Raw genomic sequence first — 26,679 nt, 5'->3', positions numbered from 1 at the left:
CGGTCATCGCCCGCAGGCCGGCGTGATCGCGGCGGGCGTCGCGCTGCTCGCCACGAGCAGGCCGAACGTCGTCGACGCGCCGGGTGCCAGCGTCCCGTTCCAGGAGGCGTTGCGGACCGCGGCGTCCTGGCCGGAGCCCTCGGCCACCCCGCCCCAGACCGACTGGATGCGCTCGTCACCGGGCCACCGCCACGAGACGAGCCAGCCCGGGACCGGCTCGGTGCCGCCGTTGCGCACAGTCACCGTGGCGACGAAGCCGCCGCCCCACCTGCTGTCGACAGTGGCGGTCGCGGAGCAGAGCGACAGCGTGCGCGCCGGTCCACCGATCACGTACGGATCCCGCGTGCCCTTGGTGTCGCCGAACCGGAACCAGTACTCGCTACCAGGGGCCAGGCCGCCGATGGTCACCGTGCCGGATCGTTCCGGCCCGGTGACGGCCTCGGCCACCGGATCGCGCCACGCGGTGGCGTCCTCGCGGCTGGTGAAGAGGCTGATGAGCAGCGGCGGGTCGTAACCGCAGGGCGGGCTGAGCACCATCCAGTAGGTGATGGTGAGGCTGGTCGTGGTGGCCCCGGTGGCCTGACCGGTGACCGGCAGCGCCGGCGGGCAGGCGTACGTGGGCGTCGGGGTGGGCGTCGCCGCGGTGGCGGGCGTCATCGCCGTGGTGGTGGGCGACCGGTCGGCACCGGCCGAGGCGGCCAGGCCGGTCAGGGCGAGGGTGGCGGCCAGCGCCGCGCCGAGGGTACGGAGCATCTGTCTCTCCCGAGCTGGGGGCGCCGGGGGCGGTCGGCGCCGGAGTGGTGGTGGACCGCGATGTCGCCGCCGCGGCGGCACGGCGGACTTGCCGGAGACGACTGCCCGGCACCGGGGTGGCGCATCACCCCGCGCTTGTCCCTCCGGCGAGATCGAGCTGCTCGCACTGGCTCCCGAGCGCTGCCGCCGCCAGTCTTTCAGTAGACGACCGTCGATTCAATGCCGTCCCGGCACCCGACGTCGCCGGCGGCGCGGCCTGCTGGCTACGCTTGGCCGTTGTGCCAGAGGGACACAGCATCCACCGCCTCGCCGCCCGGCACGCCGAGCTGTTCGCGGGCGACAAGGTGCACGCCGACAGCCCGCAGGGGCGCTTCGCCGAGGGCGCGGCCCGCCTGAGCGGCACCGTCCTGGACGGCACCGAGGCGTACGGCAAGCACCTGCTGCACCACTACGCGGGCGAGCTGACGCTGCATGTACACCTGGGTCTGTACGGCAAGTTCGCCGACGGGCCGGGGGAGCCGCCGGCCCCGGTCGGGCAGGTGCGGTTGCGTCTGCACAGCGACCGGCACTGGCTGGAACTGCGCGGCCCGACCGCCTGCGAGTTGCTGACCCCACCCGAGGCGGCGGCGCTGCGCGACCGGCTCGGGCCCGACCCGCTGCGCGCCGACGCCGACCCGGACCGGGCGTACGCGCGGATCCGCCGCAGCCCCACCCCGCTGGCCGCGCTGCTGCTCGACCAGTCGGTGGTGGCCGGCACCGGTCTGATCTTCGTGACCGAGGCGCTGTTCCGGGCCGGGCTGCCGCCGCTGCTGCCCGGCCGGGAGCTGACGCCGGCCGGCTGGGCCGAACTCTGGGCGGACCTCGTGATGCTGATGGCCCGCGCGGTCGAGCGGGGGCGGATCGACACGGTGCGCGACGCCGACCTGCCGGAGGTGACCGGCCGTGCGCCGCGCGTGGACAGGCACGGCGGTGAGGTGTACGTCTACCGCCGCCCCGGCGCGCCCTGCCACGTCTGCGGCACCCCGGTCAGCCGGGGCGCGCTCGCCGGACGCAACCTCTACTGGTGCCCCACCTGCCAGGCGGGCTGACCTCTCGGCGTACCTGCCGCTGCGCCCGCTCCGGGTGCGGCGGCGCTGTCACATCTCGTCGAGCAGCCAGCGGGCCGCCTCGACGTTGCCGGGGAAGACCTGGTCGCCGCCGATGCTCCAGGCCACCGTCTGGCCGATCGCCCAGCCGCGTACCCGCTCCCGGTCCAGACCCAGCTCGGCGCTGAGCCGGTCGAGCCGGTGCCGGACCGCCGTGGGGGAGTGGCCCAGCTCCGCGCCGCGCACCAGCGGCACCACGGCGAACTCCCGCTCACCGACCAGCGGCTTCGGGTCGATCACCAGCCACGGTTCGCGCCCGGCGGCCAGGATGTTTCCCGCGTGCAGGTCCTGGTTGACCAACACCTGCTCACCCTGGCTCGGCGCCAGGTCGGCGAGCAGCCCGAGCGCGGTGTCGAGCAGCCGTCGCTCGTACGGGCGGCCGGTCCGCCGCCAGTTGCCGGGCATCCGCTCCGCCCAGCCGGCCGCCTCCTCGGCCAGCGGCGTGAACGGCGCACCGGCCGGCACCGCGAGCCCTGGCAGCAACCCGACCGCGACGTCGAGCGCCGCGTCGGCCGCCAGGGAGTGCAGCGGCGTGCCGGGGTCGCACCGCTCGACGAGCAGCGCGCGCCGGCCGGGATCGTGGCCGAGCAGCCGGATCGCGCCGCGCCCGTCCCAGTGCGCCAGCGCGGTGGCCTCGTGCACGCTGTCGTCGTCCGGGTACTGGAGCTTCAACACGGCCCGGGTGCCGTCGGGAAGCATCGCGGGCAGCGCCAGCGAGGCGAACGCGTACGCGAACGGCGGGCCGACCGTCAGCTCCCACCGCGCGACGCAGTGGGCCAGCCGGCCGGGCAGCTCCGCGAGCCATGCCCGGCCGGCCTCCGTCCGCTCGACCCAGCGCAGCCCTTCGGGAATGTCGCACCGCATCCGGACATCCTGAACGGTGGGGCGACGATCCGCTGCCCCCGGGCCGGTCTCGCGCTCGCCGGTTGCGGGCCCCGCGCCTCGCCGGTACGCGTCAGCGCAGCCGGCGGATGTCCCCGTACGCCCGGTAGAAGCCGCCCCGGCCGGACTCGCGGACCTCGGTCACCAGGTAGCGCGCGCCCGGCTCGCGGATGCCCTTGGGGAACTGCACCGACCAGTCCCGCCGGTAGCCGTCGGCGAGCACGTGCACGCGCAGCCGGCCGCCCTGCTCGACGCACTGCACCAGCACGCCGTCGCGCGCGTCGGTGGTCACCTCGACCGAGGTCCAGGCGGCCGTCTCGGGCATCCGGGCCGGCGCCTTGACGTCGACCACGTCGGGCACGCTGCCCGCCTCGGCCGCCCGGATCGCCGTCTCGCTCGCGTCGATGCAGGCCAGGTAGCCGCTCGTGGTGACCACGTAGAGCCGGTTGTCGTGGTACTGCATCGAGTACGCCGAGCCGCAGCCGGTGCCGAGCTTCCACAGCCGGTTGCCGGCCTGGTCGAAGCAGTAGATCGAGGAGGCGCTGTCGCCCGCGAACACGTACCGGCCGCCCTCTGCGGTGGCGCAGGAGAAGACCGCCGAGTCGCAGCGGTAGACCTGCTCGGCCCGGCCGTCCTTGCGCAGGCGCACCACCTCGCGGGTGCCCGTACCGGCGAAGACGGCGTCCCGCTCCTGCCAGCCGAACAGCACCGCCCCGGTGCCGGTGTGCCACAGCTCGCGCCCGGTACGCCAGTCGTAGCCGGTGACTCCCTGCGAGTGGCCGTGGTAGAGCGCGTCGGCGTCGCAGCGCACCATCCACGCCGACCGGCCCCGCCCCGGCCGGCGCCAGAGGAACTCGTCCTCGTGGTCGATCGCCGAGATGCCGCCGTCCCGGTCGGACACGCCCAGCACGCCGTCGTGGATGTCCAGCCAGTAGATGTCGATCTCGGGTGCGATCGCGTACGCCGCGCGGGGCACCTTGCCGGACAGGTCGTAGACGTTGCCGTCGTCGCAGCCCGCGTAGACCCAGGCGTCGTCGGCGACGATGCACTTCACCCCGTCGGGCAGCCGGACCTGGTTGACCAGCCGGGCGTCGTGGTCGAGCGTGGTGATCACGCCGTGCTCGTTGCCGACCATGCAGTGCCTGTCGTCGACGAAGATGCCGAAGGCCGGCGCGCCCGAGGCGTACCGCCAGAGGACCGGGGCGGTGCGGGCGGTCGAGCGGGTGCTGACGATCTGCCGGCGCGACACAGTGCGCTTCTGGCGTACGCCCGGCACCGCCGGGGCGTACCCCTTGCGGACCTTCTCGCCGATCTTCTTCGCGGCGGCGGCGCGGGCGCGGGCGTTGTCCGGGTAGGTGCTGGTCTTCACCTGGCCCTGGTCGCCGATCCGCCCGTAGCGCACTGTCATCGCGGTGTCGTCGACCACCACCTCGTAGAACTTGTGCGCTCCACCGTCCACTTCGGACAGTTCGAGGTAGGTCGTCTCCTGCGACATGGGGGTTACCTCCGAGGGGAAGTGCCGGACCGGCAACGCGACAGCGCGCACACGCTAACGCCGGCCACCGACACTTCTCATCTGCCGTCGGCGGCGAGGGCGTCGACGGCCTTGCGGGCGGCGATCAGCACCGGGTCCCACACCGGCGCGTACGGCGGCGCGTACCCCAGGTCGAGCGCCGTCATCTCGTCCACCGTCATGCCGTTCCACAGCGCGACCGCGAGCGCGTCGATCCGCTTGGCCGCCTCGGACCAGCCGACGATCTGCGCCCCGAGCAGCCGCCCGCTGGGCCGCTCGGCGATCAGCTTGACGGTCATCTCCCGCGCGCCCGGGTAGTAGCCGGCCCGGTTCGTCGACTGGGCCAGCACCGTCACGAACTCGAATCCGGCCTCCCGCGCGTCCCGCTCGCGCAGCCCGGTACGGCCCACCTCCAGCTCGCAGACCTTGGTGACGGCGGTGCCGATGACGCCGGGGAAGGTGGCGTACCCGCCGCCGATGTTGATGCCCGCGACCCGGCCCTGCTTGTTGGCGTGCGTGCCGAGCGGGATGTGCACCGGCATGCCGCTGACCCGGTGCAGCGACTCCACGCAGTCGCCCGCCGCCCAGACACCGGGTACGCCGGGCACCCGCATCCGGCGGTCGGTCCGCACCGCGGCGGAGGGACCGATCGGCAGGCCGGCGGCCTCCGCAAGCGCGGTGTTGGGGCGTACGCCGAGACCCAGCACCACGACGTCGGCCGGGATCGGCCCCTCGTCGGTGACCACGGCGGAGATCCGGCCGTCCCGCTCCTGGAGACCGGTGACCGTGAGGCCGGTGCGGACGCCGATGCCGGTGCCGCGCATCGCGTCGGCCACGAGCTCGCCCATGTCCGGGTCCACTGTCGACATCGGCTGGTCGGCCTGCTCCACGAGCTGGACGGAGAGCCCGCGCTGCACGAGCGCCTCGGCCATCTCGACGCCGACGTAACCGCCGCCGACGACGACCGCGCGCCGGGGCCGGGGCTCGCGTTCGAGCCAGGCGATCAGCGCCGCGCCGTCGTCCAGCGTCTGCACGCCGAACACGCCCGACACGTCGTCGCGTGCCCAGTCCGGCTGCACCGGGGACGCGCCGGTGGCGTACACCAGGGTGTCGAAACCGGCGCGGACCTCGCCGCCGCCGTCGAGGTCCCGCGCGAGGACCTCGCGGCGGTCCAGGTCGATGGCGGTGACCTCGTGCCGGGTACGGACCTCGATGCCGAACTCGTCGCGGAAGGTCTGCGGATCACGGGAGATCAACTCGTCCCGTTCCTCCACCAGGCCGCTCACCCAGTAGGGGATGCCGCAGGCCGAGTAGGAGGTGAAGTGCCCTCGCTCGAACGCGACGATCTCCAGGTCGGAGCGGTCGCGGCGGCGGCGCCGCGCCTGCGACGCCGCCGACATGCCGGCGGCGTCGCCACCGATGACGATCATGCGCTCGGCCACGTCGCCCATCCTGTCACGCCGGGCCGCGGCCGCACGACCGCTCAGCCACGGGTCTGCCGTGCCACGTCCGCGACCACGTCGACGAGCCGTCCGGTACGCGCGAACACCGCCCGCTGCCGCGCCGCGCCGCTGCCGTGCCGCCGCAGCGCGCCCAGCAGGTCGGTCACCCGGTCCAGGTCGTCGTGCCGTTCCAGTTCCGGGCGCAGCCGGTCGACGAGCCGGTCCAGCAGTTCCCAGGCCGGGCGCAGCTCACCGTCGGTGAGGTCGACGCCCTCGCCCTCCAGCCCGTCGTGGGCGGCCCGCCAGTGCGCCGCCACCAGCAGGTGGTGGTCGGTGTTGACGGCCGGACGGCCGGCGGCGATGTCGGTGAGCGCGGTGGCGACGAGCGCGCGGACCAGCGCCGCCACCAGCACCGCGTCGTCCACGGACGGGCAGACGTCGCCGATGCGGATCTCCACCGTGGGGTACTTGGCGGACAGGCGGGCGTACCAGTAGAGCATCCCCTCGTCCAGCATCACGCCGCTGGCGATGAGCTGCCGGATCAACCGCTCGTAGTGCTCGTGCGACTCCAGGAACGGGGTGGGTGCGACCGACGGCCAGCGTTCCCACTCCACCGAGCGCCAGCTCGCGTACCCGGTGTCCTCGCCCCGGGAGAACGGGGAGTTCGCGGTGACCGCTTGCAGGATCGGCAGCCAGGGCCGGACGTGGTTGAGCACCTGCACACCGGTGTCCGGATCGGGGATGCCGACGTGGATGTGCATGCCGTTGTTGCCGGGACCGGGCACCAGCAGCCGGAACCGCTCGATCATCCGGTCGAAGCGCGGCTTGTCCACCACCGGCGGCACCGGCCCGTCGACCGGCCCGGTGCCGATCGCGAGCAGCCGTACGCCGGCCCGCTCGGCAGCGTCGGCCAGTTCGGCGCGCAGCATCGACAGCGAGTGCCGGATCGAGGACAGGTCCAGCCCGGGCGGGCTGCCGATCTCGATCTGGCTGGTCTGGAACTCGCGTTCCACCTGACCGCGCAGCTCGGCCGGCACCTGCTCCATGACCAGGTCGACGGCGGGTACGGCGGTCCCGGTGTGCGGGTCGGCGAGCAGGAACTCCTCCTCGACGCCGACTGTCAGCAGGTCGGTTCCGCCCGATGCGGCGCTCCGCTCCCGCTCCGCCACTGAGCCACTCATCGTCACCACCGTCTCCTCCGGACCGCTCGCGGCACCGTGCCGCGTGGTCGAGGATCTGTTACCCACCGTGTCCGTTTCGGGAAACGTGCCGGTGGGCGTGTCGGCCGGTTCGCCCGTTCGGGGTACGCCGGCCGGGTCGGCCGGGCGCCGGACCGGTGTGCGCGCACGGACCCGCGGGGCGTGACACGGCGGGCTAGGGTGGCCGTGTGGCGGGGATGCTGGCGGTGCTGACGGGGGCGTGGGCGTACGCCCTCGCCCTGTTCGCCGACCGGCCGGCCGGGCTGCTCGCCGGTGCGGCGGTCGTCGCCGCGCTGCTGCTCGCCACCCTGCTCGCGCTGCGGGTCCGCGCGCTGCCCACGCCGCCCGGCACCCGGTTCGCCGCCGCGTTGCGTGCCCGCGCCCGCCGTCGCGGGGTGCCCCGGCAGGTCGACCCGGACGCGCCGGGCCGTCCGCGGCCCCGCGCACCCGGCCTGCGCCCCTCGGCCGCGTAGCCACCTCCCGGCCCGCGTCGGCGGGCCTCCCTCCCCGGCTTCCGCGGCCGATTCCGTCGTCATCCGTCCCGAGGTGCGGCACGTCGCCACCCGGGACACCCGGAATCGCCATCGAGGGGTCCACCCATGCTCGCCTTCGCACCGTTGCACTCCGCGGCCTCGGCCGCGGCCTCAGTCGTCACCTGGCTCGCCGACGTGCTCGCCCCGCTCACCGGCGGCGCCGCCACTGCGGCCGCCATCGTCCTGTTCACCGTCGCCGTCCGGCTGCTGATCTCGCCGCTGACGGTGGCCCAGATCCGCGGGGAGCGGCGCCGCACCGCGCTCGCCCCCGAGGTACGGGAACTCCAGCGTCGGTACGCCGACGATCCGGCCCGCCTCCAGAGCGAGCTGTTCGCGCTCTACCGCAACGCCGGGGCCAGCCCGGTCGCGGGCTGTCTGCCGGCGCTGTTGCAGGCGCCGTTCTTCCTGGTCATGTACCGCCTGTTCGCCACCGGTGACGGCGCGCCGCAGCTGCTGGGGGAGCGGCTCGCCGGCGTACCGCTGGGGTGGCACCTCGGCGACGGCCTGGCCGGCCCGGTGCCGCTGGTGTTCGGCGTGCTGCTGGCCGCGCTGCTCGCGCTGGCCTGGTGGTCGTCGCGGCGGATGCGCCGGGCGGCGGCCGCCACCGGCACGGTGGCCGGGACGCCGACCGAGGGTCCGGGCGCGGCGGTGCTCGGGCGGGTGCTGCCGCTGCTGCCTTACGGCACGGTGCTGGTGGCGCTCGTGGTGCCGCTGGCGGCGGTGCTCTATCTGGTCACCACCACCGCGTGGACGGCGCTGGAGCAGGTGGTGCTGCGTCGGCCGCAGCCGGCGGAGGCCATCGACAAGCGTTGACAAGTGCGGGGGCGGGCGCGTAGAAATCGCTCTCAGAGAGCGCTCTCCCGGACCCGTCCCCGCAGAGAGGCACCCCGAATGAACCCGATCCCGGCGGCTGCGGCCGCCTCCGCCACCGTGCCCCGATCACGCCGCCGGCTCGCCCTGGCCGCCGGCGTCCTCGCGCTCACCACAGCCCTCGCGGGCGTCTCGATGACCGCCCAGGCCGCGGTGCCCCCGACGCCGTCCGGGTGGAACCTGGTGTGGAGCGACGACTTCATCGGCTCCGCCGGCACGCTGCCCTCGTCCGCCAACTGGATCATCGACACCGGCACCAGCTATCCGGGTGGCCCGGCCAACTGGGGCACCGGCGAGATCCAGACCTACACGTCCAGCACCGCCAACCTGGCCCACGACGGCTCGGGCAACCTGCGCATCACGCCGCTGCGGGACTCCGCAGGCCGCTGGACCTCGGCCCGGATCGAGACGGTACGGGCGAACTTCAAGCCGCCGTCGGGCGGCGTGCTGGCCCTGGAGGGCCGGATCCAGATGCCGAATGTGACAGGCGCGGCGGCGTCCGGGTACTGGCCGGCGTTCTGGGCGCTCGGCTCGCCGTACCGGGGCAACTACCAGAACTGGCCGGGTATCGGCGAGTTCGACGTGATGGAGAACGTCAACGGGATCAACTCGGTCTGGGGCGTCCTGCACTGCGGCGTCGCGCCGGGCGGTCCGTGCGGGGAGTTCAACGGCATCGGCGCCTCCCGGGCCTGCCCGGGCAGCACCTGCCAGTCGGCGTTCCACACCTACCGGTTCGAGTGGGACGCCTCGGTCAGCCCGCAGCAACTGCGCTGGTACGTCGACGGCCAGCTCTTCCACACCGTCGGGCAGAACCAGATCGGTGAGCCGTACTGGAGTCAGATGACCAACCACGCCGGCTACTTCCTGCTGCTCAACGTGGCGATGGGCGGCGGCTTCCCGGACGGCGTGGCCGGCTCGGCGACGCCCACCGCCTCGACCGTGTCCGGCCGGTCGATGCTCGTCGACTACGTGGCCGTCTACACCCGCGGCGGCGGGAGCAACCCGTCGCCGACGCCGACCACGCCGCCGCCGGGCGGGGTACGCGACCCGTACGCGACGATCCAGGCCGAGTCGTTCAACGCGCAGAACGGCGTGCAGGTGGAGACGTGTTCCGAGGGCGGCCAGGACATCGGCTGGCTCGCCAACGGCGACTGGGCCCGCTACGACAACGTCGACTTCGGCTCCACGCCGCCGCGCGACTTCGTGGCCCGGGTCGCCTCGGGCGCGGCGTCCGGGGTGAGCGGGCTGGTGGAGGTCCGGGTGGACAGCCCGACCGCGCCCCCGATCGGCAGTTTCGCGGTGGGCAACACCGGCGGCTGGCAGACCTGGCGCTCGGTGCCGGGCAACGTCGGCGTGGTGACCGGTCGGCACACCGTCTACCTGACGTTCAGCAGCGGCCAGCCGTCCGACTTCGTCAACGTCAACTGGTTCACCTTCCGCCGCTGAGCGCGGCCGGGCGTGGCCCGGACCCACCGGTCCGGGCCGCGTCGAACCGGTGCTGGACAGAAACAGTTAACACTCCTAATAATAGGCGCACGTCGACGGTTGTGAATTCCTCTCCACCCCCGCCCGTCCCCTGGAGGACGCCGTGAGACTCCGCCCCCGCCTGGCGACGCTCGCCGCCGCGCTGACCACAGCAGTGGTCGCCGGTGCCCTGCTCGCCGCCCCGCCCGCCTCCGCCGCCACCGCGGCCTTCGTCCGCACCTCCAGCTGGAGCAGCGGGTACGAGGCCCGGTTCACCGTCACAAACGACAGCTCCGCCGCGATCTCCTCGTGGAACGTCCAGTTCGACCTGCCGTCCGGCAGCACGCTCGGCTCGTTCTGGGACGCCCGCCTGACCACCTCCGGCCAGCACGTCACCGCCGTCAACCAGTCCTGGAACGGCGCGCTCGCCCCGGGCGCCAGCACCAGCTTCGGCTTCGTCGTCAGCGGCACCGGCGACCCGGTGAACTGCACAGTGAACGGCGCCTCCTGCACCGGCGGCAACCCCGGCAACCCGGGCGCGCCCGCCACCCCCGGCGGCCTGCGGGTCACCGGCACCACCGCGTCCTCCGTCGCACTCGCCTGGAACGCCGTCTCCGGGACCGTCACCGGCTACCGCGTGTACGAGGGCAGCACCGTCAGGGCCACCGTCACCGGCACCTCGGCCACCGTCTCCGGGCTGGCCGCGTGCAGCGGGCACAGCTACACCGTGACCGCGTACAACGGCAGCGGCGAGTCGGCGAAGTCGGCGGCGGTCGCGGCCACCACGAGCGGCTGCACCGGTGGAGGCGGCGGTGTCATGGCCGCCGCGCCCTACCTCTACCCGGGCTGGGGCGACCCGCCCGCGCCCGCCACCGTGATGGGCGCGACCGGGATCAAGTGGTTCACCATCGCGTTCGTGCTCTCCGGCGGCGGCTGCACCCCGGCCTGGGACGGCACCGGGCCGCTGACGGGCGGCACGCACGCCGCCACCATCGCCGCGATCAAGGCGGCCGGCGGCGACGTCATCCCGTCCTTCGGCGGGTGGAGCGGCAACAAGCTCGGCCCGAACTGCTCGACCGCCGCTGCCCTGGCCGGCGCGTACCAGCAGGTCATCAATGCGTACGGGCTGAAGGCGATCGACATCGACATCGAGAACAGCGACGAGTTCGAGAACGAGGTGGTGCAGGACCGCATCCTGGACGCCCTGAAGATCGTCAAGCAGAACAACCCGGGGATCAAGACCATCATCACGTTCGGCACCTCGACCACCGGGCCGTCGTACTACGGCACCCGGCTGATCAACCAGGCCGCCGCGAAGGGCACCGGGATCGACGTGTTCACGATCATGCCGTTCGACTTCGGCGGCGGCGCGAACATGTACCAGAACACCGTGAACGCGGCCGAGGGCCTGAAGACCGCGCTGCGCAACGCGTTCGGCTGGTCCGACGCCACCGCGTACGCCCACATGGGCCTGTCCGGCATGAACGGCCTCTCCGACCAGCAGGAACTGACCTCGCCGGCCACGTGGACGCAGATCCGCGACTGGGCCAAGGCCCGCGGCCTGGCCCGGTTCACGTTCTGGTCGGTCAACCGGGACCGGCCCTGCCCCGGCGGCGGCGTGGTCGCAAACTGCTCCGGCATCGCGCAGAACACCTGGGAGTTCACCGGCATCACCGCGGGCTTCTGAGCCCGCGCGGCGGTCAGCGCCCGGTGGTCACCGACTGCCGGGCGCGCCGCCGGCGCACCTTCTTCACCGCCCAGCTCACGATCATGAAGCCGAAGACGGCGAAGATCGCGTAGTTGAACCACTGGCTGTACCTGTCGACGTCCTCCCACCGCGACCCGAGGGCGAACCCCGCGCCGACGATCAGGGCGTTCCACACGCCGCTGCCGAGCGTGGTGAGCAGGATGAACTCGCCCAGCGGCATCCGGTTGGCGCCGGCCGGGATCGAGACCAGGCTGCGCACCACAGGCACCACCCGGCCGATCAGCACCGCCCACCGGCCGTGCCGCTCGAACCAGCGGTCGGCCTTCTCCAGATCCTCCAGGTCGACCAGCGGGATGTGGTCCAGCCAGCGCTTGAGCCGGTCCTCTCCGAGCGCCGCGCCCAGCCAGTAGAGCACCAGCGCGCCGATCAGCGAGCCGACTGTCGCGGCGACCACGATCACCACCACGTTGAACCGCCCCTCGGCGGACAGGTAGCCGGCCATCGCCAGCACGATCTCGCTCGGGATCGGCGGGATGATGCTCTCCAGCGCCACCAGCAGCGCCACACCGACCGCGCCGAGCGAGTCGATCACGCTCGCCACCCAGCCGGTCAGCCCGGTGAACTGGTTCGGGTCGACGTCCTGGGCCAGGGCCATGTCGGTCCTTCCACGCGAGAGCCGGAGATCCGAAGGTTTTACCCGGACCGGCCGGTGTCACACCTGTGACTCAGCCCTCGGGGTGCAGCGCGGCGTCCGCCGGACCCCGCCGCCAGCCGGTGAAGCGGACCAGCAGCCCGCCCCGGCTGGGCGAGCAGCAGTACGGGCCGGCCGACGCCTCCGCCGCCGGGTCGAGCGGCGCGACGCGCACCAGCCGCCACGGCTCGTCCGCGCACCGGGCCCGTACGGTGAGCGCGTCCCCGGCCCGGCTCACCCGGACCGTCACCTCCCGGCCCGACCACTGCGGCACCGGCGCCACCGACCAGTCGGAGAACTCGTCCGTGACCACGGCGCCCACCTGCGGCGCGCCGTCGCTCACCTCCACCCCGGCCTTGGTCCACCGCCGGTCGTCCACCCGCACCAGCACGCCGGCCTGGTCGAACTGGGCCGTGTAGTCGAGGACGAACGACACCTCCACGGCGCTGTCCACGCCGAACGGCGCGAGCAGCGCCGAGCCGTCGTCGTGCACGAAGCCGTAGCTGGTGCGCCGCCAGAAGTCGCTGCCGCCGTGCGGCTCGACCAGCAGGCCGCCGCCGTCTACCGGCTCGGCCCGCTCCGGCGGGTTCAGCCAGGTGCCGGCGGACCAGTCGTACGCCTCCTCGCTCATCGGAGCACCGTACCGGGTTTGCCGTCGCGCGCGTTCGGAGAAGTAGTCCTCGCATGGGTGACAGGTGGTATCAGGAGGCGGTCGTCTACTGCCTCGACGTCGACACGTACGCGGACTCCGACGGCGACGGGGTGGGTGACTTCCAGGGGCTGATCGGCCGGCTGGACTACCTGGCCCGGCTCGGCGTGACCTGCCTGTGGCTCAACCCGATCCATCCCTCGCCGAACAAGGACGACGGGTACGACGCCACCGACTTCTACAACGTCGACCCGCGGCTGGGCACGCTCGGCGACTTCGCCGAACTGCTGCACCAGGCGAGTAACAGGGGCATCCGGGTGATCATCGACCTGGTGGTCAACCACACCTCGGACCAGCACCCGTGGTTCCAGTCCGCCCGCTCGTCGCCGGACTCGCCGTACCGGGACTGGTACGTCTGGGCCGACCACGAGCCGGCCGACCGCCACCAGGGCATGGTGTTCCCGGGCGAGCAGCACGAGACGTGGACCTACGACCGGACCGCCAAGGCGTGGTACTACCACCGCTTCTACAAGTTCCAGCCGGACCTGAACATCGAGAACCCGAAGGTCCGCGCGGAGATCAAGAAGATCACCTCGTTCTGGCTCCAGCTCGGCGTCTCCGGCTTCCGGATGGACGCGGTGCCGTTCATCATCGAGCGCACCGAACCGGGCAACCCGAACTCGCCGAAGGACTTCGACTTCCTCACCGATCTGCGTCAGCACGTGCAGTGGCGGCGCGGCGACTCGGTCCTGCTGGCCGAGGCGAACGTCGAGCCGGACGAGCTGCCGGTCTACTTCGGCGACGGCAGCGGCTCGGGCAACCGGATCCACATGCTGTTCGACTTCATGCTCAACGGCCGGCTGATGCTCGCCCTGGCCCGCGAGGACCCGGAGGTGATCATCGAGGCGTTGCGCGACACCCCGAAGCTGCCCACCGGCGGCCAGTGGGCCACGTTCCTGCGCAACCACGACGAGATCGACCTGTCCCGGCTCACCGCGGACCAGCGCAACGACGTGCTGGCGAAGTTCGGTCCGGACGAGAACATGCAGCTCTACGGCCGGGGCATCCGCCGTCGGCTCGCGCCGATGCTGGGCAACGACCGCCGGCACATGGAGCTGGCGTACTCGCTGCAGTTCTCGCTGCGCGGCACGCCGGTGCTGCGCTACGGCGAGGAGATCGGCATGGGGGAGGACCTGACGCTGGACGGGCGCGACGCGATCCGCACCCCGATGCAGTGGTCCTACGCGGACAACGCCGGCTTCTCCACCGCGGAGCCGGAGAAGCTGGTCCGCCCGGTGATCGACAAGGGTGAGTACGGCTACCAGAACGTCAACGTGACCGCCCAGCGCAAGGACCCGCGGTCGCTGCTCGGCTGGTTCGAGCGGATGATCCGGACGCTGCGGGAGGCGCCGGAGACCGGCTCGGGCAGCACCACCCACATCGACGTGCCGATGCCCCCGGGCGTGCTCGCGCACCGTGCCGACGGGCGTACCGGGACCATGGTCTTCCTGCACAACCTGGGGACCGAGGACGTGGAGGTGGACCTGAGCAAGCTGGCGCCGGAGGCGGACCTGCCGATCGACGTGCTCAACGACCGCAACTACGAGGACGTGGGCAAGCTCGACCGGCTCAAGCTCGCCGGGTACGGCTACCGGTGGATCCGGCTCTGCCGGGGCCACGAGCGGTAGGGGGCGCCTACCGGCGGGTTAAGCTCCTTCGATCGAGCCACAAGTTACCGGGAGGTAAGCATGTCGGAGGAGCCCCGCGTCGCCATCGTGACCGGAGCCGCGCGCGGCATCGGGGCGGCGACCGCCCGACGGCTGGCGGCCGACGGCATGGCCGTCGCCGTGGTCGACATCGACGAGTCCGCCACCAAGGAGACGGTGGACGCCATCGGCTCGGCCGGCGGCCGGGCGCTCGGCGTCGGTGCCGACGTGTCCGACCGGGCCCAGGTCGAGGCGGCCGTGGAGCGGATCGCCGCCGAACTCGGCGCACCGACCGTCCTGGTCAACAACGCCGGCGTGCTGCGCGACAACCTGCTGTTCAAGATGACCGACGGCGACTGGGACACGGTCATGGGCGTGCACCTGCGCGGGGCGTTCCTGTTCAGCCAGGCCGCGCAGAAGCACATGGTCGAGGCGAAGTGGGGCCGGATCGTCAACCTGTCCAGCACGTCCGCGCTCGGCAACCGGGGCCAGGCGAACTACTCGGCCGCCAAGGCCGGTCTCCAGGGCTTCACCAAGACGCTGGCGATCGAGCTGGGCCCGTTCGGGGTGACTGTCAACGCGGTCGCGCCGGGCTTCATCGTCACCGACATGACCGCCGCCACCGCGGCGCGGATGAAGGTCGACTTCGACGACCTCCAGAAGCACGCCGCAGCCGAGATCCCGGTCCGCCGTCCCGGCCGCCCGGAGGACGTCGCGCACACCATCTCGTTCCTGGCCAGCGAGGGCGCGTCCTTCGTGTCCGGCCAGGTCATCTACGTCGCCGGCGGTCCGAAGGACTGACCGGCCCGACCCGGCGCGGGCCCGCTCAGGCGGGGTCGCGCCGGGTGCGCCAGAGCCAGAACAGGCCGAGCACCGGCAGCACCAGCGGCACGTAGCCGTAGCCGCTGCCGAAGTCGGACCAGACCGTCTCGTCCGGGAACAGCTCCTTGTCGGCGATGCTCAGCACGCCCACCCCGAGCACGCCGACCAGTTCGACCGTGCAGCAGGCGAGCGCGACCCGGCGGCCGGCGTGCCCGGCCCGGGCCAGCCCGACCGCCGCCACGATGTAGATCAGCGCGGCGACCGCGGAGAGCAGGTACGCCACCGGCGCCTCGTCGAACTTCGTGGCGATCTGCAAGCTCGCCCGCGAGGTCGCGGCGATGGCGAAGACGATGTAGACGGCGATCAGCAGCCGGCCCGGGCCGCGGTTGGTGGCGCGCTGCTCGTTCGCGGTCGTCGGGTCAGCCACCGAGGACCTCCCAGGTCTGCTGGAGCCGTACCGCCACCACCGGCGTGACCAGGCAGATCGCGCAGACGATGCCGGAGCCCCAGCGGGTCGGCTCCATCCGGGCCAGCACCCAGGCCAGCGGCGGCAGGCAGACGAGCGTCGCCAGGTACCCGAAGAACGCGCCCGGCTCGCCCGGTCGCTCCCCGCCGCCGAGCGCGACGAGAGCCGTCACGGTGAGCGCGAGCAGCGCCACCTCCAGCACGGCCAGGCCGGCGAACTGGATCCGGTCCGGCGGCCGGTGGCGTACCGCCGCCACCAGGGCCCAGACGGCGACCGCCAGCGAGATCACGATCGCGACCGTGGCGAGCGGCCCGTCCACCGGGGAGGCGGAGGCGGCCGCCGCGCTGGTCGTCGACACGGTGTCGTTCACCGGCACAGCCTACTAACCGGTGTAGTAGCGGCTCGCCCGCCGGGTCGGGGCGCGCCGGACGGGCCGGGGGACTAGCGTGGATCACGGTCCCGGCGTACGCCGGTGGCGGACGTCGACGGCAGGGGGTCGGGGTGCGGTTCGGGTTGTTCGGCACCGGTTACTGGGCGGCGGAGACGCATGCCGCGGCCATCGAGGCGCACCCGCGGGCACGGCTCGCCGGCGTCTGGGGGCGCAACCCGGCGAAGGCGGAGGAGCTGGCCACCCGGCACGGCGTACCGGTCTTCACCGACGTGGACGCGCTCATCGACGCCTGCGACGCGGTCGCCGTGGCGCTTCCGCCGGACGTGCAGGCCGACATCGCCGTCCGGGCCGCCACCGCCGGGCGGCACCTGCTGCTGGACAAGCCGCTGGCGCTCGACCTCGACGACGCCGACCGGGTGGTCGACGCGGCACAGGCGTCCGGGGTGGCGTCGGTGGTCTTCTTCACCCAGCGCTTCCACCCGAACGTCACCGGGTTCCTCGCCTCGACCGCCGCGGCGGGTGGCTGGCAGCACGCCCGCGCCACCATGTTCGCGTCGATCTTCCAGCCCGGGAACCCGTACGGCGACTCGACCTGGCGGCGGGAGCGCGGCGCGCTGTGGGACATCGGCCCGCACGCCCTGTCGCTGATCCTGCCGGTGCTCGGCCGGGTCACCCGGGTCGCCGCGATGGACGGCCCGAGCGGTCTGGTGCACCTGCTGCTCACCCACGACGGCGGCGCGACCAGCTCGCTCTCGCTCACCCTGGACGCGCCGTCCGAGGCGGTCACCCGGGACTTCGTCTTCTTCGGCGAGAACGGCACCGAGACCGTCCCGCCCGGCGACGGCAGCGCGCTCCAGGCGTTCGGCGCTGCGCTCGACCAGTTGCTGGAGGAGGTCGACGCGGGCACCCGCGACCACCGCTGCGACGTGCGGTTCGGCCGCGAGGTGGTGGCGGTGCTGGACGCCGCGCAGACCGCCCGGGCGCAGGGACGCACCGTCGACCTGTAGGAAACCGGTCGCTCGGGCTGGACCCGGTCGTTAGCGTGGCGGCATGTTCACGCATGCCCTGATCCGCGTGGCCGCCGCGCCGGCCGCGTACGGGCTCCTCCTGGACGCCCGTCCGCGGTTCCGGCGCCCGGCCCTGGCCGGCCGGTACGCCGCCCGCGTCTGACCCGACCGCCGGTTCCCGACCCGCCCCGAGGGGCGCCGGTCGTGCCACCTCGCCGAGGTGGCGGTACCCGTGGTTCGTCCACGCCACCTCGCCGAGGTGGCCCTCTCAGGCATGCGCCGCGTCCCGGCCACCGTCCAGGGTCGTCCGAGTCCCGATCCGCTCGGACCGCCCGCCCGATCCGCCCCACGCCGCCTCGACGGCGGGGGACACCAGCGCAGCGGTCCGTACCCGTCGCCGTCCGGCGACAGACAGGACGAACCCGTGGCGCCCCGCCGAACCACCGCACGCGACCGGTCCCGTCGCGTACTGTCCCAGAACTTCCTCGCCGACCCGGCCGCCGTCGCGCGGATGGTCCGCGCGGTCCGGCCCGGCCCGGACGACCTGCTGCTGGAGGTCGGCGCCGGTCGCGGCCGGCTGACCCGGCCGCTCGCCGCGCGGTGCGGGCGGCTGATCGCGTACGAGGTCGACCCGGCCGTGCTGCCCGAGCTGACAGCGGCCTGCGCTCCGCTGCCGAACGTCGAGGTACGGGCGGCCGACTTCCTGGCCGCGCCCCCGCCCGCCGGGCCGTTCTCGGTGGCTGGCAACATCCCCTGGTCGCTCACCGCGGCGGTGGTCCGCTGGTGCCTGGCCGCACCAGGGTTGCGTGTCGCGACGCTGCTCACCCAGCTCGACTACGCCCGTAAGCGCACCGGCGACCACGGCCGGTGGAGCCGGCTCACCGTGCTCACCTGGCCCGAACACCACTGGCGGCTGGCCGGGCGGGTGCCCCGGGCCGCGTTCCGGCCGGTGCCGGGGGTGGACGGGGGCATTCTGCGGCTGGAGCGCCGGACGACGCCACTCGTGGCACCGGCGATGCTGCCCGCGTACCGGCGGATGGTGGAGCTGGGCTTCGGCGGAGTCGGCGGCTCGCTCGCGGCCTCGCTGCGCGCGGGCCATCCCCGGCCGCGGGTCGACGGCGCGTTGCGGGCCGCGCGGATCGCGCCGGACACCCCGGTCGGGCTGGTCTGGCCGGAACAGTGGCTGGTGCTGTTCCGGTTGCTGCACGCGCCGCTCAACCGGCGAGCGTGACCAGCGCCTCGACCAGTTCGGCCGGGGTGTCGAACTCCTCGGCCGGCAGCGTGCGCAGCCGCTGGAGCGTCTCGGTGCTGGCTCCGTTCTCCTGGCCCCAGCGGACCAGGTCCTCCCGGGAGACCGGGTAGTCCAGCCCGGCCAGGAACTCCTGCAACTGCGCGCCGGTGACGGTCATGCCGCTCGGCTACCCGCTGGGCCCGGCGGCATGCCCGCTGCCGCCGGGCCGCGGTTGCGGTTTGTCCCGGCGGGCCCCGGGTAGCCGCGGACATGCTGGTACAGCGGCTCGGCGCGCCGAGCGACTTCGACCCCTTGCTGGACCGCGTACGGGACGCCCGGGTGGTGATGATCGGCGAGGCGACGCACGGCAGCTACGACTACTACCGGCTGCGGGAACAGCTGACCCGGCGGCTCATCGCCGAACAGGGGTTCGACTTCGTGGCGGTGGAGGGGGACTGGCCGGACTGCGACCGGGTGCACCGGTCGGTGGTCGGCGCGCCGGGCGGGCTGGCCGATCCGCTCGTCGCGCTGGAACGGTTCGAACGCTGGCCGACCTGGATGTGGGCGAACGCCGAGGTGGCCCGCTTCTGCCGCTGGCTGCGGGCGTGGAACCTGGACCGCCCCGAGGGGGAGCGGGCCGGCTTCCACGGGCTGGACGTGTATTCCCTCTGGGAATCGATGCAGGCCATCTTCGACTACCTCGGTGAGGAGGATCCGGCCTCGCTGGAGGCCGCCCAGGAGGCGTACCGCTGCTTCGAGCCGTACGGCAAGCGACCCGAGGAGTACGGGATGGCCAGCCGGTTCGTCTCCGCCCGGTGCGAGGAGGAGGTGGTCCGGCTGCTGGCGCGTACCCGGGAGCAGGCCGCCGCGGACGGCCCGGACCGCTTTTCGGCCTGGCAGAACGCGGAGGTGGTGGCCGGCGCGGAGCGGTACTACCGGGCGATGGTCGGTGGCGGCCCCGAGTCGTGGAACGTCCGCGACGTCCACATGGCCGACACGCTCGACCGGCTGCTCGACCGGTACGGGCCGGACTCGCGGGGCATCGTGTGGGCGCACAACACGCACGTCGGCGACGCCCGGGCCACCGACATGGCGGCGGACGGCATGGTCAACATCGGGCAGCTGGGCCGGGAACGGCACGGCCGGGACGCGGTGGCGCTGATCGGCTTCGGCAGCTGGCACGGCAGCGTGGTCGCCGCGCCGCGCTGGGGCTCACCGGCCGAGACGATGGTGGTGCCGCCGGCTCGGGAGGGTTCGGTGGAGCACCGGCTGCACGAGCTGATGCCGGACCGGGCGGTGCTCGTGTTCGGCGGCGACGACCAGCCGGAGTGGGTGACCGGCGAGGCGGACCACCGGGCCATCGGGGTGGTGTACGACCCGAGCTTCGAGTCCTGGGGCAACTACGTGCCGACCCGGCTGGGCGAGCGCTACGACGCGTTCATCTGGTGCGACGAGACGACCGCGCTGCACCCGCTGCCGGCGTGCGTGACGCCGGGCGAGATGGAGACGTACCCGGCGGGTGTGTGACGGGTGGGGCCCCGCGCGGCCCCACCCGCACCGATCACACGTTCGCGTGCTGCTTCTCGGCGAGGTGGGCGCGCAGGCCCTCACCCTCGACGTCCACGTTGGGCAGGATCTTGTTCAGCCAGCGCGGCAGCCACCAGGCGGCGTTGTTCAGCAGCGACATCACCGCCGGCACGATCGTCATCCGGACCACGAACGCGTCGATGGCGACACCGATCGCGAGCGCGAAGCCCATCGACTTGATGATCGGGTCCTCCAGGAACACGAAGCCGCCGAACACCGAGATCATGATGAGCGCGGCGGCGGTGACCACCCGGGCGCCGTGCCCCATGCCGTTGATGGTGGCCTGCTGGGCGGTGTCGCCGTGCACGAAGTCTTCGCGCATCCGGGAGACCAGGAAGACCTCGTAGTCCATAGCCAGGCCGAACAGGATGCCGATGAGCAGGATCGGCAGGAAGCTGACCAGCGGGGCCGGCGTGTCCAGGCCGACCAGGTCGGCCAGGTGGCCCTGCTGGAACACCGCGACGGTGATGCCGAACGTGGCCGCCACGGTGAGCAGGAAGCCGAGCGCCGCCTTGACCGGCACCAGGATCGACCGGAACACCAGCATCAGCAGCAGGATCGACAGGCCCACCACCAGCAGCAGGTAGACCGGCAGCGCGTCGGAGAGTTTCTCCGACACGTCGATGCCGACCGCGGTGACGCCGGTGAGCAGCACGTCGGCGTTCTGGATGCCGGAGACCTGCTTGCGGATGTCATGCACCACCGTCTCGGTGGCCTCGTCGGTCGGTCCGGTCTTCGGGATCACCCCGATCAGCGCGGTACGCCCCGACGGGTCGACCTGCGGCGGGGCCACGGCCAGCACCCCGTCGGTCTTCTGGACCAGCGCGGTCACCTGCGGGATGGCGGCCTGGGTGTCCTGCGGCGAGTCGGCGGTCACCACGACCGCGAGCCGGCCGGTGAAGCCGGGGCCGAAGCCCTCACGGATCAGGTCGCTGCTGACCCGGGCGGGGGTGCCCTCGGCGGCGGCGGAGGCGTCCGGCAGCGCCAGGCGCATGTCCTGGGCCGGGATCGCGAGCAGGCCGAGGCCGAGCAGCCCGACCAGGATCACCGGGATGCGCAGCTTGGTCACCCACCGCGCCCAGCGGAAGCCGAAGCCGGAGCGGTCCTCGGAGCCGGTGGTCGGGTCCTCGACCGCCTTGCGGTCACGCAGCTTGCGCGGCAGCACCTTGTGGCCGGCGAAGCCGAGCAGCGCCGGGGCCAGCGTGATCGCCACCAGTACGGCGATCGTGACGGTGCCGGCGGCGGCCAGGCCCATCACGGTGAGGAACGGGATGCCCACCACGGCCAGGCCGGCGAGCGCCACCACGACCGTCGCGCCGGCGAAGACCACAGCCGAGCCGGCGGTGCCGACCGCGCGACCGACCGCCTCCTCCGGGGAGAGCCCGTCGAGGAGGTTCTGCCGGTGCCGGGAGGTGATGAACAGCGAGTAGTCGATGCCGACCGCGAGGCCGAGCATCAGCGCCAGGATCGGCGCGGTGCTGGTCAGCTCGACCGCGCCGCTGAGCGCGAACAGACCGGCCATGCCGACGCCGACGCCGATGAGCGCGTTCAGCATGGTCATGCCGGCCGCCACGAGCGAGCCGAACGTGATCACCAGGACGATCGCCGCGACCAGCACGCCGATCGCCTCGGTCGAGCCGACCTCCGGCTCGGCGTTCAGCACCTCGCCACCGGGGGCGATCTGCCAGCCCTGCGCCTCGGCCTGCGCGCCGACCTTCTCGTACGCGTCGCGCTGCTCGTCGGTGACCTCGTCCGCGCCGCCGGCGAACTGCACCTGGACCAGCGCGTACCGGCCGTCCGGGGTGAGCGCCTGCGCCTGGTACGGGTCGACCGCGCCGACCACGCCGGGCAGCGTGGCCGCCTCCTCGGTGACCTGCTTGACCACCGCCTGTCCGGCGGGTGAGGTCAGCGCGCCGTCCTGCGGCGCCTTGATCGCGATGGTGCCGGTGGCGCCGCTGGCCGCCGGGAAGCGGTCGGCGAGCAGGTCGATCGCCTTCTGCGACTCGGTGCCCGGCATGGTGAAGTTGCTCGCCGTCGGGCCCCGCAGCGTGGCCGCGGCCAGGCCGAGGCCGACGAGTACGACGAGCCAGACGACGGCGACGAGTCGCCGCCGGCGCAGGGATGCCCGGCCGAGCCGGTACAGCAGGGTCGCCATGGACCTTCCTTGTCCTCGCAGGTTCGGTTCAGGTGGTGACTTCGAGCGCGCGGTACGCCACGGCGAGCAGCGCGGGTCGCAGCTGTTCGTCGGGGATGTCCAGGAACTCACCGCAGGTCTCGGCGATGCCGGCGAGCACGACGAGCGCCGCGACGCGGGCCTCCGGACGGTCGGAGAAGCCGGAGAAGGCGGCGATGAGTTGTTCGGAGATCTGCTGGATGTGGGCGAACGCGGGCTGCTGGAGCAGGTCGGGGAACTCGCCCCGGAGCAGCGCGATCTCCCGGCGGAAGCGGACCGCCAGGTCGACGAAGCCGTCCGCCGCGACGCGTTGGGCCTCGGCGCCGGTGTGCGCGGCGATGCGGACGTCCAGCTCCTCCAGCATCGTGATGGCCGGGGCCATCAGCTCGCAGAGCAGGGCGTCCTTGCTGGCGAAGTGGTAGAGCACCGTGGCCTTGGAGCAGCCGACGTCGCGGGCGATGTCCTGCAGCGAGGTGCCCTTGTATCCGGTGACGGCGAACCGGCGAGCGGCGGCGGCCAGCAGCTCGTCGTGGGTGGCGGTGGTGGGTCGCGCCATGTCCTCCAGCATGCCTGACCGATCGGTCAGGTGCTGACCGATCGGTCAGATCCGCCGCGTGGCGTTCGCCACAACGGCCTGTTTCCGCAGGTCAGGCCGGTGGGCCGCCGTGCCGCCGGTCGTACTCGGCCCGGGCCGCGCTGATCGCCTCGCGGTGCCGCTCGGCCCAGCTCGTCAGCGCCACCAGCGAGTCGTACAGCTCGCGGGCCATCGGGGTGGCCGTGTACTCGACCTTCGGCGGCACGCAGGGGTGGACGTGCCGGTCCAGCAGCCCGTCCCGCTCCAGGTTGCGCAGCGTCAGTGTGAGCATCCGGCGGCTGATCCCCTCCACCCGGCGCTCCAGCTCGGTGAAGCGGACCGGGCCGGCCGAGGCGGCGATCAGGATGCCGATGGCCCACTTGCCGCCCACCCGGTCCAGCGCCTCCCGGACGGTGCAGGCGCTGGCCTGCCCCGCCGCGTCCGGTCCGCACCGGTCCGCCTCCGCCTCACCCACGCCCCCGATCGTCGCAGGTGCCGGCCGGTACGGCGCGCCGGGCGCCGTGTCGGGGTTGCCGAGCCGGGCCCGGCCCGGGAAGGTGGTCCGATGGGTGCCGCCGACGAGACCCGGGCCGGAGTGTCGCTGACCAACCTCGACCAGCCGCTGTTCGACGGCGCCGGGGCGACCAAACGCGACCTCGTCGACTACCTCGACGCCGTGTGCGACCGGATCCTGCCGGAACTGCGGGACCGGCCGCTGTCGGTGCTGCGGGTGCGGCCCGGCCAGGAGCCGTTCATGCAGAAGAACCTGCCGAAGTACACGCCCGACTGGGTCCGCCGGACCGAGGTGTGGGCGGAGGCGTCGCACCGGCGGATCTCGTACGCCCTCTGCGACGACCGGCGGACGCTGCTCTGGTTCGCCAACCAGCGCGCCGTGGAGTACCACCCGACGCTCGCTCCTGCCGGGCAGGCCGAGCACCCGACCCACCTGGTGCTCGACCTCGATCCGCCGGAGGGGGACGCGTTCGGCGCCGTGGTGCGGGTCGCGCTGCTGGTGCGGCAGGCGCTCGCCGACGCCGGGCTGGCCGGCGCGGTGAAGACGAGCGGCGCCAAGGGGGTGCACGTGATCGTGCCGGTGGACCCGGCCACCACGGCGGAGGAGGCCGCCGCCGCGACCCGGGCGCTCGCCGCCCGTACCGAACGGCTCGACCCGGCGGCCGCGACCACCGCGTTCATCGTCGCCGACCGCGGTGGCCGCGTCTTCGTCGACTCCACCCGGGCGTACGGCGCGACAGTGGTGGCTGCCTACAGCCCTCGGATCCGGCCCGGCGCCCCGGTGTCGTACCCGGTGGGCTGGACCGACCTGGAGGCGGCGAGCCCGGCCGACTTCACCGTGCGGACCGTGCCCGCGCTGCTCGGTGACCGGGATCCCTGGGCGGAGGCGCTGCCCGCGCCGCAGCGCCTGCCGACGGACCTGGTCGAGCAGGGCCGGACCATCCCGGTGGCCCGGGTCCAGGCGATGCACGAGGGTAAGCGCCGCGCGAAGGCCCGCCGCGAGGCCGGGTGACGCCGCGCCGCGTCAGCGGCGCCGGGTTGCCGTCGCCGGTGGGCGCTTGCCCCAGGTGAACGCGATCAGCACCACGGCCAGGGCCCAGCTGACGATCATCGTCCAGATCGGGCGGGTCTCGGTGGCCGCGCCGACGAACCCGCCGATCGCGTAGCTGACCAGGCAGAGCAGACCGGTCGCGGCGAGGCGCCCGGCCGCGCTGCGGCCCTCCGGCTCGAACACCCAGTCGGCGATGCCCTTCGTGGTGCGCAGCACGGTGCCGGTCTGGTACGACGTGGCGGTCTGCACGCCGAACGTGCGGACGACGAGCCCGCCGAGGATGCCGACCGGGAAGGCCAGCAGCGCGGTCAGGATCGTGCGCTCGGTCAGCGAGTCGCGCCCCGAGTCGAGGGACCGGTCCACCACTCCCCAGAGCACGAGCAGCGCCAGCATGGCGAGCAGTTCCATGCCCGGCGGGGTGAGTGGACCGGCCGGACGGAGGCGGCGGATCCCGGCGCCGAGCAGGCCGCCGAGACCGAACGCGACAAGCGACGCCACCGCGGCCGGCCAGGGCGGAAAGTGATCGGCGGCCCCCATTCCGACGAACGCCACATTGCCGGTCTGAATACCCACGAACACCTTGTACCTGAGGAACGAGAACGCGTCGACAACACCGGCGAGGCCGGTGGCGAGCGCAAGTGCCAGAAACGGTACGTGGAAGTCGTATTCCCCCACCCGCCAGCGATCCTCAGCGTTGTTGGACATTGCCCTCCCTACCCCTGGATGCACCCGTGAAACCGTTACGACGCGCGCTGCGCGCAAGTGCCGGGAAAAGGGTTTCCTGTCGTTTCCGGTGAATGGCGCGATCGCGTTATTCACCATCGGCATCCGGTTCGGCAGCATCGCAATTGCGTCTCGACGGCGAGACTCGAAGCCGAAGGAGGTCGAGCGCATGTTCGTGCTCCCCGTCGCCAGAATCCGCGTCACGTTCTATTCGATCGCGGCGCTGGCCGTCGCCGGAGTCGCCACTGATGCTCCGTTCTGGAGCATCGCGGCGTCGCTGTTCCTCTGTGTCGCGATTCCGCTCGCGGTGGCCATTCAGAGCCCGGAGCACCTGCGGGCGTTGTTCGTCCCGTCCCGGGCCACCGAGCCGGCGGCCCTCACCCGGAAGGACATCCGTCATGCCCAGATCCACTGACCCCGTCGGCAAGGGATCGGCGAAGGACCACTCGATGGTCGGCACGGTTCCGCGCAACCCGGCGATCGACGACACCCACCCGGACCTGGTGAACCCGCCGTCGACCGACCACGGCCTCATGCCGAACCTGGTGTTCCCGTTCTCGCTGGCCCACACCCGCCGGGAGAGCGGCGGCTGGACCCGGGAGGTCACGAACCGCCTGCTGCCGATCGCCCATGACCTGGCGATCGTGAACATGAAGCTCGACCCCGGCGCCTACCGGGAACTGCACTGGCACATCCAGTCCGAATGGGCCTTCATCCTGTCCGGCAGTTGCCGGATCGCCGCGGTGGACCAGGAGGGCCGCAACTTCCTGGAGGACGTCAAGGCGGGTGACCTCTGGTATTTCCCGGCCGGCATCCCGCACTACATCCAGGCCCACGACGAGGGCGTGGAGTTCCTGCTCGTCTTCGACGACGGCTGCTACTCCGAGGACGGAACGTTCCAGGTCACGGACTTCTTCGCGCACGTGCCGAGGGAGGTCATCGCCAAGAACTTCGGCTGGACGATGCAGCAGATGGCCAACTTCCCGCCCGAGTCGGAACGCTACATCTTCCCGGGCCAGAGCCCGCCACCGCTGGCCGAGGACCGGGTGTTCAGCCCCACCGGCGACGTGCCCCGCACGTTCAAGCACAGCCTGCTCGCCCAGACACCGGAGAAGTTCGAGGGCGGCAGCGTACGGATCGCCGACTCGAGCAACTTCGCCGCGGCGGTCACCACCACCGCCGCGCTGGTGGAGATCGAACCCGGCGCGATGCGGGAACTGCACTGGCACCCCAACGGCGCGGAGATGCAGTACGTCATCTCGGGCAAGGGGCGGATGGGTGTCTTCGCGAACCACGCCACGGCCCGCACCTTCAACATGGAGACCGGCGACGTCGGCTACGTGCCGATCTCGATGGGCCACTACATCGAGAACATCGGCGACAAGCCCTTCGTCTACCTGGAGCTGTTCCGGACCGCGAAGTTCGAGGACGTGTCACTCGCGCAGTGGCTGGCGAACATCCCGCCGGAGGTGGTCGCCGACACGATCAACGTGCCACGCGAGCTGGTCGAGGCGCTTCCGAAGACGAAGAGCCCGCTGCAGCGGCACTGAGAACGACGCTGAGCGCGGACGCCGCAGGGGCGTCCG

26 protein-coding genes and 1 pseudogene are annotated in these 26,679 nt (G+C 72.9%); 13 read left to right on the top strand and 14 right to left on the bottom strand.

Going from position 1 to position 26,679, the window contains the following annotated elements; genetic code table 11:
* Positions 1-3: 3 nt before the first annotated feature.
* Positions 4-753 (bottom strand): cellulose binding domain-containing protein, encoded by a 750-nt coding sequence (locus tag O7611_RS23410; protein ID WP_194800538.1) that lies wholly within the window; start codon positions 751-753, stop codon positions 4-6.
* Positions 754-1,031: 278 nt separating this feature from the next.
* Between O7611_RS23410 and O7611_RS23405 the strand changes: the two genes are divergently transcribed.
* Entirely contained in the window at positions 1,032-1,841 is an 810-nt protein-coding gene (locus tag O7611_RS23405) for an Fpg/Nei family DNA glycosylase (protein ID WP_194800539.1), read from the top strand.
* Between the two features lie 48 nt (positions 1,842-1,889).
* Here O7611_RS23405 and O7611_RS23400 read toward each other — a convergent pair whose 3' ends face one another.
* The 4 genes from O7611_RS23400 to O7611_RS23385 form a co-directional block, all read right to left on the bottom strand.
* Positions 1,890-2,762 carry an aminoglycoside phosphotransferase family protein gene (locus O7611_RS23400; protein ID WP_194800540.1) on the bottom strand — a complete coding sequence of 291 codons (873 nt, stop codon included), beginning with the start codon at positions 2,760-2,762 and terminating at the stop codon, positions 1,890-1,892.
* Positions 2,763-2,853: 91 nt separating this feature from the next.
* Positions 2,854-4,275, bottom strand: coding sequence for a WGR domain-containing protein (locus tag O7611_RS23395; RefSeq protein WP_194800541.1), 1,422 nt, complete (start codon positions 4,273-4,275; stop codon positions 2,854-2,856).
* Between the two features lie 77 nt (positions 4,276-4,352).
* Positions 4,353-5,735, bottom strand: coding sequence for an FAD-dependent oxidoreductase (locus O7611_RS23390; protein ID WP_269697594.1), 1,383 nt, complete (start codon positions 5,733-5,735; stop codon positions 4,353-4,355).
* A gap of 41 nt (positions 5,736-5,776) precedes the next feature.
* Entirely contained in the window at positions 5,777-6,925 is a 1,149-nt protein-coding gene (locus O7611_RS23385; RefSeq protein ID WP_194800543.1) for a carboxylate-amine ligase, read from the bottom strand.
* Between the two features lie 206 nt (positions 6,926-7,131).
* Between O7611_RS23385 and O7611_RS23380 the strand changes: the two genes are divergently transcribed.
* The 4 genes from O7611_RS23380 (at position 7,132) to O7611_RS23365 (ending at position 11,488) form a co-directional block, all read left to right on the top strand.
* Positions 7,132-7,407 (top strand): DUF6412 domain-containing protein, encoded by a 276-nt coding sequence (locus tag O7611_RS23380; RefSeq protein WP_030503186.1) that lies wholly within the window; start codon positions 7,132-7,134, stop codon positions 7,405-7,407.
* 126 nt (positions 7,408-7,533) lie between these two features.
* Positions 7,534-8,280 (top strand): YidC/Oxa1 family membrane protein insertase, encoded by a 747-nt coding sequence (locus O7611_RS23375; protein ID WP_269697593.1) that lies wholly within the window; start codon positions 7,534-7,536, stop codon positions 8,278-8,280.
* A 78-nt stretch (positions 8,281-8,358) separates the two neighbouring features.
* Entirely contained in the window at positions 8,359-9,783 is a 1,425-nt protein-coding gene (locus O7611_RS23370; protein ID WP_269697592.1) for a carbohydrate-binding protein, read from the top strand.
* A 142-nt stretch (positions 9,784-9,925) separates the two neighbouring features.
* Complete coding sequence (locus tag O7611_RS23365; RefSeq protein WP_194800546.1) at positions 9,926-11,488, top strand: cellulose binding domain-containing protein; 1,563 nt, start codon at positions 9,926-9,928, stop codon at positions 11,486-11,488.
* 13 nt (positions 11,489-11,501) lie between these two features.
* On the opposite strand, the gene O7611_RS23360 is transcribed toward O7611_RS23365, so the two are convergent.
* Positions 11,502-12,164, bottom strand: coding sequence for a DedA family protein (locus O7611_RS23360; protein ID WP_194800547.1), 663 nt, complete (start codon positions 12,162-12,164; stop codon positions 11,502-11,504).
* Positions 12,165-12,234: 70 nt separating this feature from the next.
* A complete protein-coding gene (locus tag O7611_RS23355) occupies positions 12,235-12,831 on the bottom strand; it encodes a DUF1349 domain-containing protein (RefSeq protein ID WP_194800548.1) in 597 nt (198 codons plus the stop codon).
* Between the two features lie 53 nt (positions 12,832-12,884).
* Between O7611_RS23355 and O7611_RS23350 the strand changes: the two genes are divergently transcribed.
* Positions 12,885-14,537, top strand: coding sequence for an alpha-amylase family protein (locus tag O7611_RS23350; RefSeq protein WP_269697591.1), 1,653 nt, complete (start codon positions 12,885-12,887; stop codon positions 14,535-14,537).
* A gap of 60 nt (positions 14,538-14,597) precedes the next feature.
* Complete coding sequence (gene fabG, locus O7611_RS23345) at positions 14,598-15,356, top strand: 3-oxoacyl-ACP reductase FabG (RefSeq protein WP_030271818.1); 759 nt, start codon at positions 14,598-14,600, stop codon at positions 15,354-15,356.
* On the opposite strand, the pseudogene O7611_RS23340 reads toward fabG, so the two are convergent.
* A pseudogene (locus O7611_RS23340) lies at positions 15,329-15,804 on the bottom strand (hypothetical protein). The gene fabG and the pseudogene O7611_RS23340 overlap by 28 nt on opposite strands.
* A complete protein-coding gene (locus tag O7611_RS23335; RefSeq protein WP_442929370.1) occupies positions 15,797-16,213 on the bottom strand; it encodes a hypothetical protein in 417 nt (138 codons plus the stop codon). The pseudogene O7611_RS23340 and the gene O7611_RS23335 overlap by 8 nt, the downstream one beginning before the upstream one ends.
* A gap of 131 nt (positions 16,214-16,344) precedes the next feature.
* On the opposite strand from O7611_RS23335, the gene O7611_RS23330 reads away from it, so the two are divergent.
* The gene (locus tag O7611_RS23330; RefSeq protein WP_194800552.1) at positions 16,345-17,241 is read left to right on the top strand and encodes a Gfo/Idh/MocA family protein; all 897 of its coding nucleotides are present in this window, start codon (positions 16,345-16,347) and stop codon (positions 17,239-17,241) included.
* 424 nt (positions 17,242-17,665) lie between these two features.
* Positions 17,666-18,472: an ErmE/ErmH/ErmO/ErmR family 23S rRNA (adenine(2058)-N(6))-methyltransferase gene (gene erm / locus O7611_RS23325; protein WP_269697589.1), complete on the top strand. Its 807-nt coding sequence runs from the start codon at positions 17,666-17,668 to the stop codon at positions 18,470-18,472.
* Here the strand turns inward: erm and O7611_RS23320 are convergent.
* The gene (locus O7611_RS23320) at positions 18,456-18,650 is read right to left on the bottom strand and encodes a DUF2795 domain-containing protein (RefSeq protein WP_091422483.1); all 195 of its coding nucleotides are present in this window, start codon (positions 18,648-18,650) and stop codon (positions 18,456-18,458) included. The genes erm and O7611_RS23320 overlap by 17 nt on opposite strands.
* A gap of 92 nt (positions 18,651-18,742) precedes the next feature.
* Here O7611_RS23320 and O7611_RS23315 point away from each other — a divergent pair, with 92 nt between their 5' ends.
* The gene (locus tag O7611_RS23315) at positions 18,743-19,999 is read left to right on the top strand and encodes an erythromycin esterase family protein (RefSeq protein WP_269697588.1); all 1,257 of its coding nucleotides are present in this window, start codon (positions 18,743-18,745) and stop codon (positions 19,997-19,999) included.
* 34 nt (positions 20,000-20,033) lie between these two features.
* Here the strand turns inward: O7611_RS23315 and O7611_RS23310 are convergent, their stop codons facing one another.
* The 3 genes from O7611_RS23310 to O7611_RS23300 form a co-directional block, all read right to left on the bottom strand.
* A complete protein-coding gene (locus tag O7611_RS23310) occupies positions 20,034-22,214 on the bottom strand; it encodes an MMPL family transporter (RefSeq protein WP_194800555.1) in 2,181 nt (726 codons plus the stop codon).
* Positions 22,215-22,242: 28 nt separating this feature from the next.
* Complete coding sequence (locus O7611_RS23305; RefSeq protein WP_194800556.1) at positions 22,243-22,788, bottom strand: TetR/AcrR family transcriptional regulator; 546 nt, start codon at positions 22,786-22,788, stop codon at positions 22,243-22,245.
* 91 nt (positions 22,789-22,879) lie between these two features.
* Positions 22,880-23,281: a winged helix-turn-helix transcriptional regulator gene (locus O7611_RS23300; RefSeq protein WP_194800557.1), complete on the bottom strand. Its 402-nt coding sequence runs from the start codon at positions 23,279-23,281 to the stop codon at positions 22,880-22,882.
* A gap of 90 nt (positions 23,282-23,371) precedes the next feature.
* Between O7611_RS23300 and ligD the strand changes: the two genes are divergently transcribed.
* Positions 23,372-24,331, top strand: a complete 960-nt coding sequence (gene ligD, locus O7611_RS23295; protein ID WP_269697587.1) for a non-homologous end-joining DNA ligase — start codon at positions 23,372-23,374, stop codon at positions 24,329-24,331.
* 12 nt (positions 24,332-24,343) lie between these two features.
* Here the strand turns inward: ligD and O7611_RS23290 are convergent, their stop codons facing one another.
* A complete protein-coding gene (locus O7611_RS23290) occupies positions 24,344-25,075 on the bottom strand; it encodes a DUF1275 family protein (protein WP_194800559.1) in 732 nt (243 codons plus the stop codon).
* Between O7611_RS23290 and O7611_RS23285 the strand changes: the two genes are divergently transcribed.
* Both O7611_RS23285 and O7611_RS23280 read left to right on the top strand, forming a co-directional pair.
* Positions 25,068-25,508, top strand: a complete 441-nt coding sequence (locus O7611_RS23285; RefSeq protein ID WP_228531961.1) for a hypothetical protein — start codon at positions 25,068-25,070, stop codon at positions 25,506-25,508. The genes O7611_RS23290 and O7611_RS23285 overlap by 8 nt on opposite strands.
* Positions 25,492-26,643, top strand: coding sequence for a cupin domain-containing protein (locus O7611_RS23280; protein ID WP_269697586.1), 1,152 nt, complete (start codon positions 25,492-25,494; stop codon positions 26,641-26,643). Before O7611_RS23285 ends, O7611_RS23280 begins: the two co-directional genes overlap by 17 nt.
* Positions 26,644-26,679 lie beyond the last annotated feature (36 nt).

This window comes from Micromonospora sp. WMMC273 (assembly GCF_027460285.1).
GTDB classification, from domain to species: Bacteria; Actinomycetota; Actinomycetes; order Mycobacteriales; family Micromonosporaceae; genus Micromonospora; species Micromonospora aurantiaca.
This window is presented reverse-complemented; position numbering and strand designations above follow the sequence as displayed.